General features: G+C 71.4%; 15 protein-coding genes. 9 read left to right on the top strand and 6 right to left on the bottom strand.

Going from position 1 to position 16,756, the window contains the following annotated elements; translation table 11 throughout:
• Positions 1–25 precede the first annotated feature (25 nt).
• From AB0395_RS45100 to AB0395_RS45115, 4 genes are all read left to right on the top strand, one after another.
• On the top strand, positions 26–2,023 hold the full coding sequence (locus AB0395_RS45100) for a hydantoinase/oxoprolinase family protein (RefSeq protein WP_366293572.1): 1,998 nt from the start codon (positions 26–28) through the stop codon (positions 2,021–2,023).
• Positions 2,020–3,903, top strand: a complete 1,884-nt coding sequence (locus tag AB0395_RS45105; RefSeq protein ID WP_366293539.1) for a hydantoinase B/oxoprolinase family protein — start codon at positions 2,020–2,022, stop codon at positions 3,901–3,903. The genes AB0395_RS45100 and AB0395_RS45105 overlap by 4 nt, the downstream gene beginning before the upstream one ends.
• Positions 3,904–3,972: 69 nt before the next feature.
• Complete coding sequence (locus AB0395_RS45110) at positions 3,973–4,626, top strand: histidine phosphatase family protein (protein ID WP_366293542.1); 654 nt, start codon at positions 3,973–3,975, stop codon at positions 4,624–4,626.
• A gap of 98 nt (positions 4,627–4,724) precedes the next feature.
• A complete protein-coding gene (locus AB0395_RS45115; RefSeq protein ID WP_366293545.1) occupies positions 4,725–6,818 on the top strand; it encodes a hypothetical protein in 2,094 nt (697 codons plus the stop codon).
• On the opposite strand, the gene AB0395_RS45120 is transcribed toward AB0395_RS45115, so the two are convergent.
• On the bottom strand, positions 6,808–7,380 hold the full coding sequence (locus AB0395_RS45120) for a hypothetical protein (RefSeq protein ID WP_366293547.1): 573 nt from the start codon (positions 7,378–7,380) through the stop codon (positions 6,808–6,810). The genes AB0395_RS45115 and AB0395_RS45120 overlap by 11 nt on opposite strands.
• 205 nt (positions 7,381–7,585) lie before the next feature.
• On the opposite strand from AB0395_RS45120, the gene AB0395_RS45125 reads away from it, so the two are divergent.
• Both AB0395_RS45125 and AB0395_RS45130 read left to right on the top strand, forming a co-directional pair.
• Positions 7,586–8,743 carry a CoA transferase gene (locus tag AB0395_RS45125; protein WP_366293574.1) on the top strand — a complete coding sequence of 386 codons (1,158 nt, stop codon included), beginning with the start codon at positions 7,586–7,588 and terminating at the stop codon, positions 8,741–8,743.
• Between the two features lie 49 nt (positions 8,744–8,792).
• On the top strand, positions 8,793–10,337 hold the full coding sequence (locus AB0395_RS45130) for a carboxyl transferase domain-containing protein (protein ID WP_366293550.1): 1,545 nt from the start codon (positions 8,793–8,795) through the stop codon (positions 10,335–10,337).
• A gap of 81 nt (positions 10,338–10,418) precedes the next feature.
• Here AB0395_RS45130 and AB0395_RS45135 read toward each other — a convergent pair whose 3' ends face one another.
• Genes AB0395_RS45135 through AB0395_RS45150 form a run of 4 tightly spaced genes read right to left on the bottom strand, consistent with a single transcriptional unit; the run spans position 10,419 to position 13,059 of the window.
• Positions 10,419–10,850, bottom strand: a complete 432-nt coding sequence (locus tag AB0395_RS45135; RefSeq protein ID WP_366293553.1) for a hypothetical protein — start codon at positions 10,848–10,850, stop codon at positions 10,419–10,421.
• Positions 10,847–11,308: a hypothetical protein gene (locus AB0395_RS45140; protein WP_366293555.1), complete on the bottom strand. Its 462-nt coding sequence runs from the start codon at positions 11,306–11,308 to the stop codon at positions 10,847–10,849. Before AB0395_RS45140 ends, AB0395_RS45135 begins: the two co-directional genes overlap by 4 nt.
• A 9-nt stretch (positions 11,309–11,317) precedes the next feature.
• Entirely contained in the window at positions 11,318–12,112 is a 795-nt protein-coding gene (locus AB0395_RS45145; protein ID WP_366293558.1) for a carbon-nitrogen hydrolase family protein, read from the bottom strand.
• Entirely contained in the window at positions 12,109–13,059 is a 951-nt protein-coding gene (locus AB0395_RS45150; RefSeq protein ID WP_366293560.1) for a DUF418 domain-containing protein, read from the bottom strand. Before AB0395_RS45150 ends, AB0395_RS45145 begins: the two co-directional genes overlap by 4 nt.
• A gap of 130 nt (positions 13,060–13,189) precedes the next feature.
• On the opposite strand from AB0395_RS45150, the gene AB0395_RS45155 reads away from it, so the two are divergent.
• Positions 13,190–14,374 carry a pyridoxal phosphate-dependent aminotransferase gene (locus AB0395_RS45155; protein ID WP_366293562.1) on the top strand — a complete coding sequence of 395 codons (1,185 nt, stop codon included), beginning with the start codon at positions 13,190–13,192 and terminating at the stop codon, positions 14,372–14,374.
• A gap of 106 nt (positions 14,375–14,480) precedes the next feature.
• Here the strand turns inward: AB0395_RS45155 and AB0395_RS45160 are convergent, their stop codons facing one another.
• Positions 14,481–15,425, bottom strand: coding sequence for a LysR substrate-binding domain-containing protein (locus tag AB0395_RS45160; RefSeq protein WP_366293565.1), 945 nt, complete (start codon positions 15,423–15,425; stop codon positions 14,481–14,483).
• A gap of 96 nt (positions 15,426–15,521) precedes the next feature.
• On the opposite strand from AB0395_RS45160, the gene AB0395_RS45165 reads away from it, so the two are divergent.
• Complete coding sequence (locus AB0395_RS45165; protein WP_366293568.1) at positions 15,522–16,076, top strand: peroxiredoxin; 555 nt, start codon at positions 15,522–15,524, stop codon at positions 16,074–16,076.
• The gene (locus AB0395_RS45170; RefSeq protein ID WP_366293570.1) at positions 16,076–16,612 is read left to right on the top strand and encodes a carboxymuconolactone decarboxylase family protein; all 537 of its coding nucleotides are present in this window, start codon (positions 16,076–16,078) and stop codon (positions 16,610–16,612) included. Before AB0395_RS45165 ends, AB0395_RS45170 begins: the two co-directional genes overlap by 1 nt.
• Positions 16,613–16,756 lie beyond the last annotated feature (144 nt).

A 16,756-nucleotide genomic window follows, 5' to 3' on the forward strand; every position in this document is an offset into this window, starting at 1 on the left:
CGGTTTCGAGGCGGTGTCCTCGGTGGTGCACGGTACGACCGTCGCGACCAACCAGCTTCTTGAGGAGCGTGTCGCCGATCTGGGGTTCGTCACCACCGAGGGCTTCGAGTTCGTGCTGGAGATCGCCAGGCAGAGCGTCCCCGATGGTTATGGCAATTCCTACTTCTGGGTCAAGCCGTCCAGGATCGTTCCGGTGCACCGGATCAGGACCGTCGGCGGGCGCCTTGACCACACCGGTGCGGAGGTGCGGCCGTTCGACGAGGCGGGGGCGGTCGCGGCGGCGGGGTGGTTCAGGGAGCGGGAGATCACCGCGATCGGCGTGTGCTTCCTGCACTCCTATACCAACCCGGAGCACGAGCTGCGCATGCGCGAGATCCTCGAACGCGAGCACCCGGAAGCCGTCGTCTCGATCTCCAGTGACGTGCTGCGCGAGTACCGCGAGTACGAGCGGTCCGTCACGACCCTGGTGGACGCCGCCGTCAAGCCGACCATGCGCCGCTACATCGCCAACCTGTCCGGGCGCCTCGAATGGTCGGCCCTGACGGCGGGCGGCAGTGCCGTACCGGGGGACGGCGCCTCACTGGGAGACGGCGCCTCACCGGAGGGCGGCGCCGTGCCGGGGGGCGCGGCCGTCCGGGGGGCCGGGGTGCCGTTCTCGGTGATGAAGAGCAACGGTGGCGTGCTGTCGGCGGCCGAGGTCGTGCACCAGCCCATCACCACCGTCCTGTCCGGCCCGGCCGCGGGCGCGCTCGGCGCCGCGCTGGTCGCCTCGACCGCCGGGCACCCGTCGGTGATCACCCTGGACGGCGGCGGCACCTCGACCGACGTCGCGGTCGTGGTCGACGGCGAGCCCTCGCTGACCACGGAGGGCAGCGTCGGCCGCTACCCCTGCAAGATCCCGATGATCGACATCGTGACCGTCGGCGCGGGCGGCGGCTCCATCGCGTGGACCTCCCCCGAGGGCACGCTGAAGGTCGGCCCCCGCTCGGCCGGAGCCGACCCGGGGCCGCTCTGTTATGGCAGGGGCGGCACCGAGGTCACCGTCACCGACGCGCACGTCTTCCTCGGCCGGATTCCGCCGCACCTGCTCGGCGGGGAGATCCCGCTCGACGTTGACGCGGCCAGACGGGGGATCGAGGCGCTGGCGGGCAAGATCGGGCTGAGTCCCGAGCGGACGGCGGCCGGGATCCTGGAGATCAGCGCGTTCAACCAGTCGAACGCGATCCGCCGGATCACCGTCAAGCGAGGCCTGGACGTGCGCGACTTCCCGATGGTCGCCTTCGGCGGCTCCGGGCCCCTGCTGGTCTGCCGCTTGATCGACATTCTCGGCCTGCCCTCGGTGATCGTCCCGCCGGACCCGGGCAACGTGTCGGCGTTCGGGCTGCTCACCGTCGACGTCAAGAACGACTACGTGCGCACCTTCGTCACCAGGGACCTCTCCCTCGACGACGCCGCCGCCGTCTTCGGCGAGCTGGAGGGGCAGGCGGCCGAGGCCCTCGACCGTGAGGGGTTCGCCGCGGAGCGGCACGTCTACGCGCGCAGCGCCGACCTGCGCTACTACGGCCAGGCCTACGAGGTCAGGGTGTCCGCTCCGGCGGGACCGCTCGACGAGGCGTGGCGCGCCGAGGTGCTCGACCGCTTCCACGAGGCGCACCGGCGGCTCTACGGGTACGGCTACCGCGACGACCCCCGGCACGGCGTCGAATGGGTCAACCTGCGGGTCTCCGGCATCGGCCCCATCACCCGCCCCACCATCGGGCGCAGGCCGTACGGCTCAGCGGCCCCCCACCCCACGGGAACCCGCGAGGTCTTCTACGACGAGTGGGGCCCGGCCCCGATCCACCGCCGCGCCGACCTGACGCCCGGGGCGACGATCCCCGGTCCCGCGGTCATCGAGGAGTACGGCTCGACGCTTCCCGTGCACCCCGGTTTCACGGTCACCGTGGACGGGTTCGGGAACCTGGAGGTGCGCCGGACCGGCGCGCCGGGCGAGGGAGGCGAGGGAACGGTGAGCGGCCGATGAGCACGGGCGGGGACACGCGCACGGAGGCGGGCGGGCGGCGGGGAGGAGGCGCCGATCCGGTGCTGGTCGAGATCGTCGAGGGGACCCTCGCGTCGGTCGAGAAGGAGGTCGAGACCGCCATCGCGCGCACGGCCCGCTCCCCGATGATCCGCGACGCCCATGACTTCCGCGCGGGCATCCACGACGTACGGCTCCGCAAACTGACCGGCAGGTCCTACTCGGCGCTGGTCCAGCCCGTCGTGCGGGACTTCCCGATCGGGGAGATGCGCCAGGGCGACGTGTTCTTCCACAACGACGTCTACCTGTCAGAGGGTGGCATCGGCCACCTGCCCGACCTGTGCGTCACGGTCCCGGTCTTCCACGGCGGCGCGGTCGTCGCGTTCGTGCAGGCGTTCGGGCATCACGACGACATCGGCGGGGCGGTCCCCGGCTCCATGCCCTCGCACGCGCGCAGCGTGTTCGAGGAGGGGCTGATGGTCCCGCCGATCAGGCTGTGGGACGCGGGCGTGCCCAACAGGGCGGCGCTCACGATCATGACGCGCAACTCCAGGATGCCCGACTCGCTGGCCGGTGACCTGGACGCCGAGTGCTCGGCCTGCCTGATGGGCGCGCGGCGCCTGGCGGAGCTGTTCGACCGCTACGGGCGCGAGGCGGTCGAGGACTGCTTCGACGCGATCATCTCCACGACGACCGAGACGTTCCGCAGGGAGCTGCTGGCCAGGATTCCCGAGGGCACGTACGTGTGGGAGGACTACGCCGAGCACGACGGTGTCGACGCGCCGCGTCTGCACACCCAGCGGATCACCCTCGTCGTCGACCACTCCGCGCCCGCGCCGCTGCTCATCGACTTCACCGGCACGTCGCCGCAGGCCAAGGGGCCGATCAACCACGCGGGCGACTACGCCGACGGGGTGTTCCTGAAGAAGTGGCTCGCGCCGATCCTGCGCAACCTGGCCGAAACCCCGGAGCGGATGGCCGAACTGGACGTCAACGAGGGCGTCGTACCGCTCATCGAGATGCGCTTCCCGGAGAAGGGAACGCTGCTCACCCCGGTCTTTCCCGCTCCGACGAACGCCAGGACGTTCGTGATCCTGCGGTTGCTCGGCGTCCTGGCGGGCACGCTGGCCAAGGCCACCGGCGGCCGGATGCCCGCCGACCAGGAGACCATCCGCTACACCGGCGTATACGGCGACGACGCCGACGGCAGGCCGTACCTGATGCGGGAGGTCCTCGGCGGCGGCTCAGGAGGACGGTGGTACGCCGACGGGGAGGACACCATCCACGTCGTGCCCGACTCGCGCAACATCCCGGTCGAGTTCGCCGAGTCCCGTTGGCCGTTCCTGGTCGAACGGCTCGGCCTGGCCGTCGACTCCGGCGGCCCCGGCCTGCACCGGGGCGGCCTCGGTTACGACAAGCACCTGCGGATGCTCCGCGACGCCTCGTTCATGTCCATCGCCGACCGGTCGATCCTGTCCTGCTGGGGGGTGAACGGCGGTCACGCGGGACGGCCCTTCCTGGTGGAGATCGAGGGCAGGCGGATGGAGGGCCTGGTCGACGACTCACCGGTCCGCGCGGGGGAGGTCATCCGGATCCGCACCACCGGGGGCGGCGGGTGGGGCTCCCCGCTGGAACGCGACCCCGCCCTGGTCGCGGCGGACGTCCGCGACGGCAAGGTCTCCGTCGAGGGGGCCCGCGACGACTACGGGGTCGTCCTGTTCGGCCCCCGCGACGACCTCGGGGTGGACGAGGCCGCCACCGCGTTGCGCCGCTCAGAGCTGCTCGCCCTGCGCTGGGAGACCGGGTCTCCGTTCTTCGACCGGGGCCCAGGCTTCCCCACGCTGTCGGGCGGGCTGCCGTACGCCGAGGTCGATCTGATCTGAGGCCCCGCGCGGGGAGATCGCGGGAGGGCAGGTCTTGCCCGCGCCTGCGCGAGGCGGTTCGATGGAGGCATGCCCTCGACGATCACCGCGGTACGGCACGGCCAGAGCGAGTCCAACGTGGCCTACGCCAGGGCCGCGGCGGCCGGGGTCGCCGTCGTCCTGACGGTTCCCGACGCGGACGTCCCGCTCACCCCGCTCGGCCGCGGGCAGGCCACCGCGCTCGGCAGGCGCCTGGCGGTGGGGCAGGCGCCCGAGGTGGTGTGGTGCTCGCCGTACTTGCGGGCCGTGCAAACCTGGGAGCTGGTCGCCGCCGAGCTGGACGCAACTCCCGAGGTGCGACTGGACGCGCGGCTCGGAGACCGCGACATGGGCAGGCTCTCGGGGATGAACCTGGCCGCGATCAGGCAACGGTTCCCCGAGGAGGCGGAGAGGCTACTGCGGGCGGAGTACGGCTACCGCGCGCCCGATGGGGAGAGCTTCTCCGACGTCGCCTCCAGGGTGCGCGAGACGGTGAACGCCATGCGCGCCGAGTGCGCGGGACGGCGGGTCCTGGTCGTCGCGCACGACGCCGTGGTGCTGATGCTCAAACACGTGATCGAGAAGGTGCCGCTGGAGTCCGTGTCCGTGTTCGCGCCGGTCGGGAACGCCTCGGTCTCCGTCTGGCGGGGGTCACGCTCCGAGATCTTCAACGACGACCGCCACCTACGGGACATATCAGTCTGAAGCTATTCATTGCTTTCCCATTGACGAGTGGTCTTTCCTGCGGTCTGCTGCGCTAGTCACCGGTATCCGGCATCGGCGAGGCCCCGGGAGGGAGGCGCATGCGTCCGCGCGCGATGGTGGCGAGCCTCGTGCTGGCCATGGTGTCGGCGTTCGCCGCGTCTCCACCGGTCGTCCCCGTCGTGGCTCCCGCCTCAGGCCCCGGCTCCGCGTTCGTTCCCGCCGCGGTCCTCGCGGCTCGGGCTCCGCAGGCCATGGCCGGGTGTGACCCGATAGCGGGCCCGCAGTGCCTGCTGCCCTTCCCCAACGACTGGTTCACCACGAACGCGCGCACCGCGACCGGGCTGCGGGTCGACCTCTCCGCGGACGCCATGCCCCGCAACGCGGCGGGCACCCCGATCGACCCGGCGCGGTGGAACACGGCCGACGGCTTCTCCCCGGGCTCCATGCTGCTGGCGCACGTGCCGGACCTCGACCTCGCCAAGACCGGCGCCGCGCCCGTCACCGACATCGGCTGGTCGCTGCGGCGCGACGCCCCCATCGTGATCGTCGACACCGTGACCGGGGAGCGCTGGCCGTACTGGGCCGAGCTCGACGCGGGCACGACCGACCCCGGCAGGCGGGCGCTGATCATCAGGCCCGCGAAGAACTTCAGCGAGGGTCACCGCTACGCCGTCGCGCTGCGGGGCCTGAAGGACGCGGAGGGCAGGGCCCTTCCCGTGCCCGAGACCTTCGGCAGGCTCGCGGGCGAGGAGCTTCCCGCCGACGACCCGCTCGCGGGACGGCAGCGCGCGCTGCACAGGACGCTCGCCGACCTCGCCGCGGCGGGGGTCGACGCACGAGGGCTCGACCTGGCGTGGGACTTCACCGTGGCCAGCGAGCAGGGCATCGCCGGCCCGATGCTGAGCATGCGCGACCAGGCGCTACGCGCGCTCAAGGGAGCCTCGCCGCGGTTCACCGTCGACGCCGTCACCGACCTCACCTCCGAGCAGGACCCTGACATCGCCCGTGAGGTCGCGGGAGAGATCATGGTCCCGAACTACCTCGACAAGCCGGGAGGCCCGCCGGGGTCCGGCCTCAACCGGGGCCAGGACGGGCGGCCGCGCCCGCTCGGTGACACGCTGAAGGCGCGCTACCAGTGCGTCATCCCGCGCTCCGCCTTCACCCGGCCCGCGGGTCCCGTCCTGTACGGCCACGGCCTGCTCGGCAGGGCCACAGAGGTACGCGCGCGCGACGTGCGGGCGATGGCGGGACAGCAGGGCTTCGTCTTCTGCGCCACCAAGTGGATCGGCATGTCCGACGAGGACGCCCAGCACGTGGCGGGCGTGTTCCAGGACCTCTCCAGGTTCGGCACGGTCCCCGACCGGCTCCAGCAGAGCCTGCTGAACTTCGTCTTCCTGGGCCGGGCGATGATCGGCCGGGACGGTTTCACGAGCGACAAGGCGTTCAGGAACGAGCAGGGCAAACCGCTGATCGACCGGCGGGCCGGTCTCGCCTACGACGGCAACAGTCAGGGCGGCATCGCGGGCGGCGCGCTGGTCGCGGTCTCTCCCGACGTGCGCAACGCCGCCCTCGGCGTGCCGGGGATGAACTACAGCACGCTGCTCGACCGCAGCACCGCCTTCCAGCCGTTCCAGCGGATCATGGACGCCGCCTACCCCGACGGGCTGACCCGGCAGATCTGCTTCGCGCTGATCCAGATGCTCTGGGACCGGGCGGAGACCGACGGCTACGCCGAACACCTGACCGACGACCCGCTGCCCGGCTCGCCCCGCCACCGCGTGCTGCTGCACGTCGCCTTCGGCGACCACCAGGTCTCCACGGTGACCGCCGAGGTCGAGGCCCGCACGGTCGGGGCACGGATCCACCAGCCCGCCGTCGCCGAGGGACGCGACCCCGACGTGACGCCGTACTGGGGGATCAGGGCCCTGCCCTCCCGGCCGTACGCCGGATCGGCGCTGGTCGTCTGGGACAGCGGGGCCGTCACGCCACCGGCGGCCAACCTGCCTCCGCTCGGTGCCGCATACGGCAGGGACCCCCACCAGGACCCGCGCAACGATCCCGCGGCCCGGGTGCAGAAGGCCCACTTCCTGCGGGAGGGCCTGGTCGTCGACGTCTGCGGCGGCGCCCCCTGCATGGCGGTCCCGGCCGAGCAGGTCGCGGCTGCGCCGTACAGCCCCGGGCTCAGACCCTGACGAACTCGCCGGGGACACGGGCGCCGTCGAGCAGCAGGTCGGCGCGGGCACGGGTGTCGTCGGCGGTGAACCACTTCTCCTCGGCGAGCCTCCACTCCCGCCACTGCGCGGCGAAGCGCTCGCCGTCCCTGGCCAGGACGCGGGCCTGGCGGAGCTTCGCCGGTGCCCCGACCCAGACGGTGAAGGCGGCCGGGGTCGTACGGCGGGCCGTGCTCACCCCCTCAAGGAGCAGCACCGGTGCCACCGGCACGTCCACCCAGTCCGTGTAACCGCCCCTCACCCAGTCGTAGCGCCGGTAGCGGCCCGGTAGCCCCGCCGCCAGCGGGCCGAGCACCTGCTCCTCGACGTTCCCGAACCACGCCTGCGGCACCTCGTCCCACGGCACGGGGAAGTCGTCGCTGTGGACCACCTGCGCCCCCAGCGCCTGCGCCAGGCGTCCGGCGAAAGTCGTCTTGCCCGACCCACCGGGTCCGTCGACCGCGACGAGGCGCACGGGCCCGCACGAGGGCGGCAGCCGCCGGATCGTGTCCGCGAGGTCCTCGAAAGAGATGATCTCCTCCATTCCCCCATGGTGACAGCCGCGACGCGAGGGCGTTGCCCGGCCCGTAGGGGTGGAGGCCGGAGGGCGGGGCTGGGAAGATCTCCGATGTGCCGGGCCTGGATGCGGAGCGGCGGAGGCCGCCTGGCAGGCTGGCCGATGATGGAGGCAATCCCTCCTTTCCCGTGCCGGTTCGGCTAGGCTCGGCGACCACTACTGGAGGTTGATCTTGCAGGGAGCCCTCGGCGACATCGTCGTACTCGACCTCTCCCGCGCGCTGGCGGGACCGCATGCCGCGCAGATGCTCGGTGACCTGGGTGCCCGGGTGATCAAGGTGGAGCACCCTGGCGGGGGTGACGAGTCCCGGGGCTGGGGGCCGCCGTTCGTCGGCCCCGGCCACGACATCTCCACCTACTTCCTCGCGGCCAACCGCAACAAGCAGTCGATCACCGTGGACCTCAAGTCCGCCGAGGGCAAGGCCCTGATCGAGCGTCTGGTACGGCAGAGCGACGTCCTCATCGAGAACTTCCGCACCGGCGTCCTGGACAGGCTCGGCTTCCCCGTCGAGCGGCTGCACGAGCTCAACCCCCGCCTGGTCGTGCTGTCGATCACCGGCTTCGGCCACGACGGCCCCGAGGGCGGCAGGCCCGGCTACGACCAGATCGCCCAGGGCGAGGCCGGGCTGATGAGCCTGACGGGTCCCGCTCCCGACGAGCCGTACCGGGTCGGCGCCTCGATCGCCGACCTGCTCGGCGGGATCCACGGCGCCTACGGTGTGGTGGCCGCGCTCTACGAGCGTGAGCGGACCGGGCTCGGCAAGGTCGTGCGGACCTCGCTGCTGGCCTCGGTGACCGGCGTGCACTCCTATCACGGCACGGCCTGGACGGTCGGCGGCCAGGTGCCCAGGGCGGGCGGCAACCACCACGCCTCCATCGCCCCCTACGGCGCGTTCCACTGCGCCGACGGCATGATCCAGATCGCGGTGGCCAACGACGGGCAGTGGCGGAAGGTCGCCGTACTGCTTGATATCGATCCGGATATCCCGAAATATGCGACAAACAGGGATAGATTTGCGCACCGCCTCGACCTGATCGCCGACATCGAGCAGGCCCTCGCCAAGCACGACCGGAACCACTGGCTGGCCGCGTTCGCCGAGATCGGGGTGCCCGCCGGAGCGATCAGGTCGATCGACGAGGTCTACGCCTGGGAGCAGACCCGCTCCCAGGGCCTGGTCGTCGAGGTCGACCACCCGGTCCTCGGCACGATCGAGCTGCCCGGTCCGCCGCTTCGCTTCGACGGTGAGCCTCCCGTGCGCCACGCCGCCCCGCCCACGCTGGGCCAGCACAACGACGAGGTTCTCGCGTGGCTGGAGGAACGTGAAGGATGAGAGTCCGCCCCACGCGCCTTCTGTCCCACGGGAACAGGGGGGACGGGGGATGACCCCTGCCAGGCCCGACGCCCGCACGCTGATCGACACCTTCCTCGACCCGGGGACGTGGCGGTCGTGGGACGAGACGCCCGCCGATCCGGCGCCGCCCGGTTCCGACTACGCGGAGGAGCTGGCCGCGGCCCGCGCCAAGACCGGATACGACGAGTCCGTCGTGTCCGGCGAAGGACTGCTCGAAGGACGCAGGGTCGCGGTCGTCGCCTGCGAGTTCTCCTTCCTGGCCGGGTCGATCGGGGTCGCCGCGGCCGAGCGGCTCACCGCCGCGATCGAGCGGGCCACGGCCGAACGGCTCCCGCTGCTGGCCGCCCCCGCCTCGGGCGGCACCCGGATGCAGGAGGGCGCGCTGGCGTTCGTGCAGATGGTGAAGATCACCGCCGCGGTGGTCGCCCATCGTGCGGCGGGCCTGCCGTACATCGTCTATCTGCGCCACCCGACCACGGGCGGAGTCTTCGCCTCCTGGGGATCGCTCGGGCACGTCACCGCGGCCGAGCCCGGCGCCCTCATCGGGTTCCTCGGGCCGAGGGTTTTCGAGTCGCTGCACGGATACCCCTTCCCGGAGGGCGTCCAGGTCTCGGAGAACCTCTTCGCCCACGGCCTGGTGGACGCGGTCGTCTCCGCGGAGCAGGCCAGGGAGGTCGCCGTCAGGGTCCTGTCCGTGCTGTGCGCCCCACGCGAGGGCACGCTCACCGAGCCGGGGCCCGAGGGGGTGCCCGCCGGGCCCGCCATGCCTGGTGAGCCCGCCGCGCCCGGTGAGCACGTCCAGCCGACCGAGGCCTGGGAGGCGATCAGCCGTTCCCGCAGGGACGACCGTCCCGGGGTGCGCGAGCTGCTCAGGTTCGGCGCCCGTGATGTCACCCCGCTCAACGGCACCGGGGAGGGGGAGAACGACCCGGGCCTGCTCATGGCCCTGGCCAGGTTCGGCACCGCCCCGGCCGTCGTGCTCGGCCAGGACCGCAGCCGCGTGCAGGTGGCCGCGCCCTTCGGCCCCGCCGGGCTCAGGGTCGCCCGGCGCGGGATGCGCCTGGCCGCCGAGCTGGGCCTGCCGCTGGTCACGGTGGTCGACACCCCGGGGGCCGCGCTGTCCAAGGCGGCGGAGGAGGGCGGCCTGGCCGCGGAGATCGCCCGCTGCCTGGCGGACCTGGTCGTGCTCGAGGCACCGACCGTCTGCCTGCTACTCGGTGAGGGGGCAGGGGGCGCGGCCCTGGCACTGCTGCCCGCGGACCGGGTGCTCTGCGCCCAGCACGCCTGGCTGTCGCCGCTGCCTCCTGAGGGGGCATCGGCGCTGCTGTACCGGAGCGTGGACTTCGCCCCGGAGATCGCCGCCGCACAGGGCGTGAAATCCACCGATCTGCGGCGTGACGGCATCGTCGACCGGGTTGTCCCCGAGCTGCCCGACGCCGCCTACGAGCCGGAGGCCTTCTCCCGTCGGGTGGCGCGCGTCCTCGAACACGAGATCACCGGGCTGCTGCGGACGGCCCCCGCCGACCGCCTCACCGCCCGCCGGGCCCGCTACCGGGCGCTCGGGACGGTGTGAGGCCGGGGGTGCGGCCCTTTTGAGGCCAACGCCCCCTCCTGCTTCCTGAGGACTCCGGGAGACCGGGGCCTGGGGCCCGTTCTACGGTTCAGAGGGCGCCGGGGTGAGGGAGATCGGGACGCGCTCGATGCGGATGGAGAAGACCTCGTCACGGGGGACGACGACCTCGTAGGCGCCGTGGTCGACCATCCAGTAGCCGAGCGCCTCCGCCTTCAGCCCGCTGTGCCCGGTGTAGGCGATGTGCAGGCTCTCCTCGCCGTTCTCCTCGGAGACGTCGAGGACCAGGCAGGGCTCTCCGCCGAACGCGCCGACCGTGCGGACCAGCACCAGCCAGTCGAGATCCTCGCGGGGGACGATCGCCCGCCAGTAGCCGGAGGCGGCTTCGAAGCCCTGCTGGGCCTCCTCGTTGAACAGCATGACCTCGGAGTCACCGGGGCCGAGCGCCGCCACATAGGTCCGGTTCGCGTAGTGCGCGACGAAGCCGGACGCCACCGGCTCGATCTCTCCGCTCATGAGGCCCGCCGCCAACCGAGCCCGTCGTAACGGCCGAACAGCCGTTCCTCGCCGGACGTCATGTGAATGATCTCCGCCCCCGCCGGGATCGGCATGGGCGTGGTGTGGAACTGCGGCACGACGTGCTCGCGCGAGGTGGTGAAGCCGTTTCCCGCGAACGGGGGCGCGTCGTTCCAGTCACCGCCCATGTGCGGGCCGTAGGGGACGACGTAGTTGTCGATGTCACGGGCGAACCAGCGCATCAGGTAGAGCTCGGGAACGGTCACGGTCAGCTCGGAGCCCTCGAATCCCAGGTCGAGGCCCACGAAGAGCTGAGCGGGCGTCGTCAGGCGGGCGCAGTCCTGCACACGGTAGACATATCCCGATATAACGGTCCGCCTGCCGGCGAGATAGGGAACGAGCAGTCGAGGCGGGATGACCTTCTGCATCTGCGTTCTACGCCCAGGTGGCTCACTCACGGTCGCATTTTACGATCTGCTGGCGTGAAGCCGCCGGTGTTCCAGGCACGGTAGGGCATTCCGGGTGGTAATCGTGATCTGAGGGTCGAGGACGCACGTCTGCACGGCGGGCGCGGGGCCGAGGTCGGCGCGGACGACGCCCATCGGGTCGACGAACATGCTCCTGCCGATCCCGAAACCGTCCCTGGCCTCGGGATTCGGCGCCTGGCCGACGGCTGCGACCCAGGTGGTGTTCTCGATCGCGCGGGCCCGCACCAGGGTCGCCCAGTGCTCCTCCTTCATCGGGCCCGAGCCCCACGCGGCGATCACCGCGAACAACTCGGCCCCCTGGTCGACCAGCGCCCTGCCCAGCTCGGGGAAGCGGATGTCATAACAGGTCACCAGGCCGATCCGCAGCCCGGCCAGCTCGACCACGGTCGGGGTCTCGCCCGGGGCGACCAGCTCGGACTCCCTGGCGCCGAAGGAGTCGAACAGGTGGATCTTCCGGTAGGCGGCCCTGATCTCGCCCGACTCGTCGATGGCGACGGCCGTGTTGTGCACCCGGCCCTCTCCGGGCTCGAACACCCCCGCGATCACCGAGAGGCCGCACGCCTTCGCGGACTCGGCGAGCCCGGTGACGAACGGCCCGTCCAGCGGCTCGGCCAGGTCGGTGATCCGCCTGCCGTACCGGGTGAGCGTGGCCTCGGGGAGGATCGCCAGCTCCGCGCCGTCCGCGGCGGCCCCCTCCAGGGCCTCGCGGGCGCGGCTCAGGTTGACTGAGGGCTCCTCGGAGACCGGGATCTGGCACAGTGCGATGCGCGTCACGCCTTCGACCCTATCCGGCTGTTGGGCACCCTTTCCATCCAGGTGAGGCATCGCCACGCCCATTCCGCCGGGCCGTAACGGAACCTCTCCAGCCATATCCGGCTGAAAACCACCTGCGCCGCCAGCACGACGACGGTCAGCGCGACCACGGCGAGCCGGGTCGGGTCGGCGGTGAGCAGCGGCAGCGCCAGCAGGATGGCCAGGGTGCTGAGCAGGTAGTTCGTCAGTGCCATCCGGCCGAGCGGGCTCAGGATCGCCAGCAGTCTTTCACGCGCCCTGCTCCGCAGCAGGAGCAGCAGCCCTGTGCAGTACGCCGTCGCGGCGGCCAGCCCGGCCGTGGGGTAGAGGCCCCGGAAGTACAGCAGGCGGTCTCCGGCCGCCGCCCTGACCCACAGGTAGCCGAGCACGACCGCGAGGATCGTGCTCGCCAGGAAGACGGGCGTCAGCAGCCACTCCGGCGGCTCGTACTCCATCATGGCCATGCCCAGCAGGAACAGCCCGGGGACGAGGATGACGCCGCCTCCCTCGCGCACCGCCCACACCGTCATGACGACCCCGAGCAGCAGCACTCCCAGGCGCGGCAGGAACGAGGCGGGCAGCAGGACCATCACCCCGAAGATCGCGTACGGCAGGAGCACCTCGCCCGGGTTCACCGTCTGGTGCAGGAAACCCAGGCAGCCCAGCGCGGCCAGCCTGCGCAGCAGCACCAGCCGGGGCTGGTCCGTCCGGCCCTCGGCCGACCTGAGGAACAGCACGAAGCTCAGCCCGAACAGGAACGAGAAGATCGGGTAGAACCTGCCCTGCAGCAGGTTCTCGACCGCCCAGTCGACCGCGTTCCGCTCCGGGCCCTTCAGATGCTCGCGCGTGTGCTGCCAGGTGTTGACCAGCATGATCCCGCACACCGCGAATCCGCGGAGGGCGTCCAGTTCGTGCAGCCTTCGGGTCACAGAAACCAGACGTACCACCACACAAGCATTTCTACGCCGACGACCCCTGTCATAAGCATGCCAACCCCGCTAATCCATGTCCTTTGGCGGGAGCGGCGGAGGGGGTGGGCCGGGGCTTACGCTGACGTATGTGAACGATCCCCTGGTGGCGCGGATGCGCGCGTTCGGCACGACGATCTTCGCTGAGATGTCGGCGCTCGCCGTACAGACCGGCTCGATCAACCTGGGACAGGGCTTCCCCGACACCGACGGGCCCGCCGCGATGCTCGACCGCGCGGTCTCGGCGATCCGCGGCGGCTCGAACCAGTACCCTCCCGGCCCCGGCGTCCCCGAGCTGCGCCAGGCCGTCTCGGAGCACCGCAAGGCCCACTACGGCCTCGACTACGACCCCGACGGCGAGATCCTGGTCACCGTCGGCGCGACCGAGGCGATCGCGGCCTCGATCATGGCGTTGTGCGAGCCGGGCGACGAGGTGATCGCCTTCGAGCCGTACTACGACTCCTACGCCGCCTCCGTGGCCCTCGCCGGGGCCGTGCTGCGCCCGGTCACCCTGCGTCCCGTCGAGGGACGCTTCACCTTCGACCCGGCGGAACTGCGCGCCGCGGTCGGCCCGCGCACCAAGGCGATCCTGGTCAACTCACCGCACAACCCCACGGGAACCGTCCTCACCCGCGCGGAGCTTGAGGAGATCGCCCTGCTCTGCCAGGAGCACGACCTGGTCGCCGTCACCGACGAGGTCTACGAGCACCTCGTCTTCGACGACGTCGAGCACATCCCGCTGGCCACCCTCCCCGGCATGCGCGACCGCACCGTGATGATCTCCTCGGCGGGCAAGACCTTCTCCGTCACCGGCTGGAAGACGGGCTGGGTCTGCGCCCCGCCCCCGCTCGTCCGCGCGGTTCAGACCGTCAAGCAGTTCCTCACCTTCACCGCCGCCGCGCCGTGGCAGCTCGCCGTCTCCTACGCCCTGCGCCACGAGCTGGAGTGGGTCTCCGGCCTGCGCGCCGATCTGGAGTCCAAGCGCGACCGTCTGGCGGCCGGGCTCCACACCGCGGGCTTCGAGGTCTACCGCCCCGCGGGCACCTACTTCGTCCAGACCGACATCCGCCCCCTCGGCTTCACCGACGGCCTCGCCCTGGCCCGCGAACTGCCCGCTCTGGCGGGCGTGGTCGCCATCCCCACCCAGGTCTTCTACGCCCGCCCGGAACGCGGCAGCCACTTCGTCCGCTTCGCCTTCTGCAAGAAGGACGAGGTCATCGACGAGGCGGTGCGCCGCCTCGCCGGCCTGGGCGAAAGGAGAGAGGGCGGAGCATGACGACCTCGCGTGCTCCGGGCGGTGTCGTCGTCCCCGCTGGAGCACGCCTGTTCCTGGCTCCCGACCCTCGATTCCGTGGTGACCGCTCCGTCCGGTGGGCGGGTTTCTACGCGATCACCTGGACGGGGAGGCGTTTCGCGCGTACCGCTCCGCGGATGGCCTTGGCGAGCAGGCCGTACTCGGGGGCCCTGGCCGAGCTGGCGCGGTAGGCCAGGCCGATGGTCCGCCCCGGCGCGGGGGATTCGAAGCGGCGCAGCGCCAGCCGTACCCGCTTGCCCGTCTCGACCGGGACCGCAGACTCGGGCAGCAGGGTCACGCCGAGGCCGCCCGCGACGAGCTGGACCAGGGTCGGCAGGCTGGTCGCGTAGGTGGCGGCGGTGGCGCGGGCGCCGACCTCGCGGCAGACGTCGATGGCCTGCTCGCGCAGGCAGTGCCCCTGGTTGAGCAGCACGATGTCCAGCCCCTTGAGCACGTCGCGGCCCAGTGGCGTCTCCGCGCCCGCCAGGGGGTGGTCGGGGGAGAAGGCGAGCAGGAAGTCCTCCTCGTAGAGGGGCTCCTCGACCAGCCCGTTCGTCTCGGTCGGCAGCGCCAGCAGCACCATGTCCAGGCGGCCCTCGCGCAGCTCCTCCAGGAGGGTCTCGGTCTTGGCCTCGTGCACGGTCAGCTTGAGCCGGGGGAACTTCCGCGAGAACATCGGCAGCAGCGCGGGGAGCACGTAGGGGGCCACCGTGGGGATCACCCCCAGATGCGCGGGTCCGTGGAACGGCTCCCGGTTCTGGGCCACCTCGCCCATCAGGTCCTCGACCGCCCTGAGCACCCGTGCCGCGTGCACCGCGACCCGGTCGCCCGCCGGGGTCAGCAGGACCTTCCTGGTGGTCCGTTCCAGTAACTGAGTGTGCAAAGTCTCCTCAAGGGCCGAGACCGCGCTTGACAGCGCGGGCTGGCTCATCCGCAGTGAGGTGGCCGCCTCTCTGAAGTGAAGATGGTCGGCGACTGCGAGGAATGCGCGCAGTTGGGCGATGGTGGGGGTTGGCTCACTGATAAGGATCACCTGTCAGATTCGTTCGACTGCTCGATTTCTCGAATCAATGCTAGGTGCGGCAGTGTTGGCTCCGACAACGACGTCCCTTGTGAAGGAGATCCGGACTTGCTCACCATCGGTGACCACTTTCCTGAGTTCGAGCTGACCGCCTGTGTCTCCCTGGACGCGGACAACGCGTTCGCCCAGATCGACCACAAGTCCTACGAGGGCAAGTGGAAGGTGTACTTCGCGTGGCCGAAGGACTTCACCTTCGTCTGCCCGACCGAGATCGCCGAGTTCGGCCGCCTCGAAGGTGAGTTCGCCGACCGCGACGCCCAGGTCCTGGGCTTCTCCGTCGACTCCGAGTTCGTCCACCACGCCTGGCGCAAGGACCACCCCGACCTGCGCGACCTGCCCTTCCCGATGCTGTCCGACATCAAGCGCGAGCTCTCCGCCGAGCTGGGCATCCTGGGCTCGGACGGCGTCGCCCAGCGCGCCACCTTCATCGTCGACCCGAACAACGAGATCCAGTTCGTCATGGTGACCGCGGGTTCCGTCGGCCGCAACGTCAAGGAGGTCCTGCGGGTCCTCGACGCGCTCCAGTCGGACGAGCTCTGCCCGTGCAACTGGAACAAGGGCGAGTCCGGTCTGGACGCGAAGAAGCTGCTGGCCGGCGCCTGATGTCCGTCGACAACCTCAAGAGCGCCCTGCCCGACTTCGCCAAGGACATCAAGCTCAACCTGGGCTCGCTCGTCACCACCTCCTCGCTGGATGAGCAGCAGCTCTGGGGGACGCTGCTCGCCTGCGCGGCGGCGACGAGGTCCCAGCGCGTGATCGCCGAGATCGCCGGGGAGGCGGCCGATGTCCTGTCCGCCGAGGCGTTCAGGGCGGCCAAGGCCGCGGCCGCGATCATGGCGATGAACAACGTCTACTACCGGTCGATGCACCTGATCGGCGACGAGACCTACGCGACCATGCCCGCCAAGCTCCGCATGACCGTCATCGGCAACCCGGGCGTGGACAAGGTCGACTTCGAGCTCTGGTCGCTCGCGGTCTCCGCGATCGGTGGCTGTGGCCGCTGCCTGGAGTCCCACGAGCAGGTGCTGCGGCAGGCGGGGATGCCCCGCGAGCAGATCCAGGAGGCCATCCGGATCGCCGCGGTCGTCAACGCCGTCGCCGCCGTCCTGGAGTCGGAGGCGGCGCTGGCCTCGGTCTGAACGTCGGGCTGATCCACCGCGGCGGGGGGGGGGCCCCGGGCGGGGGGGCCCCCCCCCCCCCGGCGGGGGGGCCGGGGGCGGGGCCCCCCACCCCGGGCCCGGCCGGGGCGGAGGGCGAACCACGTGTAAACACCACCAAACAAA

The organism is Streptosporangium sp. NPDC051023 (genome assembly GCF_040689595.1).
GTDB lineage: Bacteria > Actinomycetota > Actinomycetes > Streptosporangiales > Streptosporangiaceae > Streptosporangium.

What these genes read in the sequence shown, in the direction of transcription:
- AB0395_RS45105 (WP_366293539.1), top strand. Translation starts at nt 2,020, where the DNA reads ATGAGCACGGGCGGGGACACGCGCACGGAGGCGGGCGGGCGGCGGGGA.
- AB0395_RS45110 (WP_366293542.1), top strand. Translation starts at nt 3,973, where the DNA reads ATGCCCTCGACGATCACCGCGGTACGGCACGGCCAGAGCGAGTCCAAC.
- AB0395_RS45115 (WP_366293545.1), top strand. Translation starts at nt 4,725, where the DNA reads ATGCGTCCGCGCGCGATGGTGGCGAGCCTCGTGCTGGCCATGGTGTCG.
- AB0395_RS45120 (WP_366293547.1), bottom strand. Translation starts at nt 7,380, where the DNA reads ATGGAGGAGATCATCTCTTTCGAGGACCTCGCGGACACGATCCGGCGG.
- AB0395_RS45130 (WP_366293550.1), top strand. Translation starts at nt 8,793, where the DNA reads ATGACCCCTGCCAGGCCCGACGCCCGCACGCTGATCGACACCTTCCTC.
- AB0395_RS45135 (WP_366293553.1), bottom strand. Translation starts at nt 10,850, where the DNA reads ATGAGCGGAGAGATCGAGCCGGTGGCGTCCGGCTTCGTCGCGCACTAC.
- AB0395_RS45170 (WP_366293570.1), top strand. Translation starts at nt 16,076, where the DNA reads ATGTCCGTCGACAACCTCAAGAGCGCCCTGCCCGACTTCGCCAAGGAC.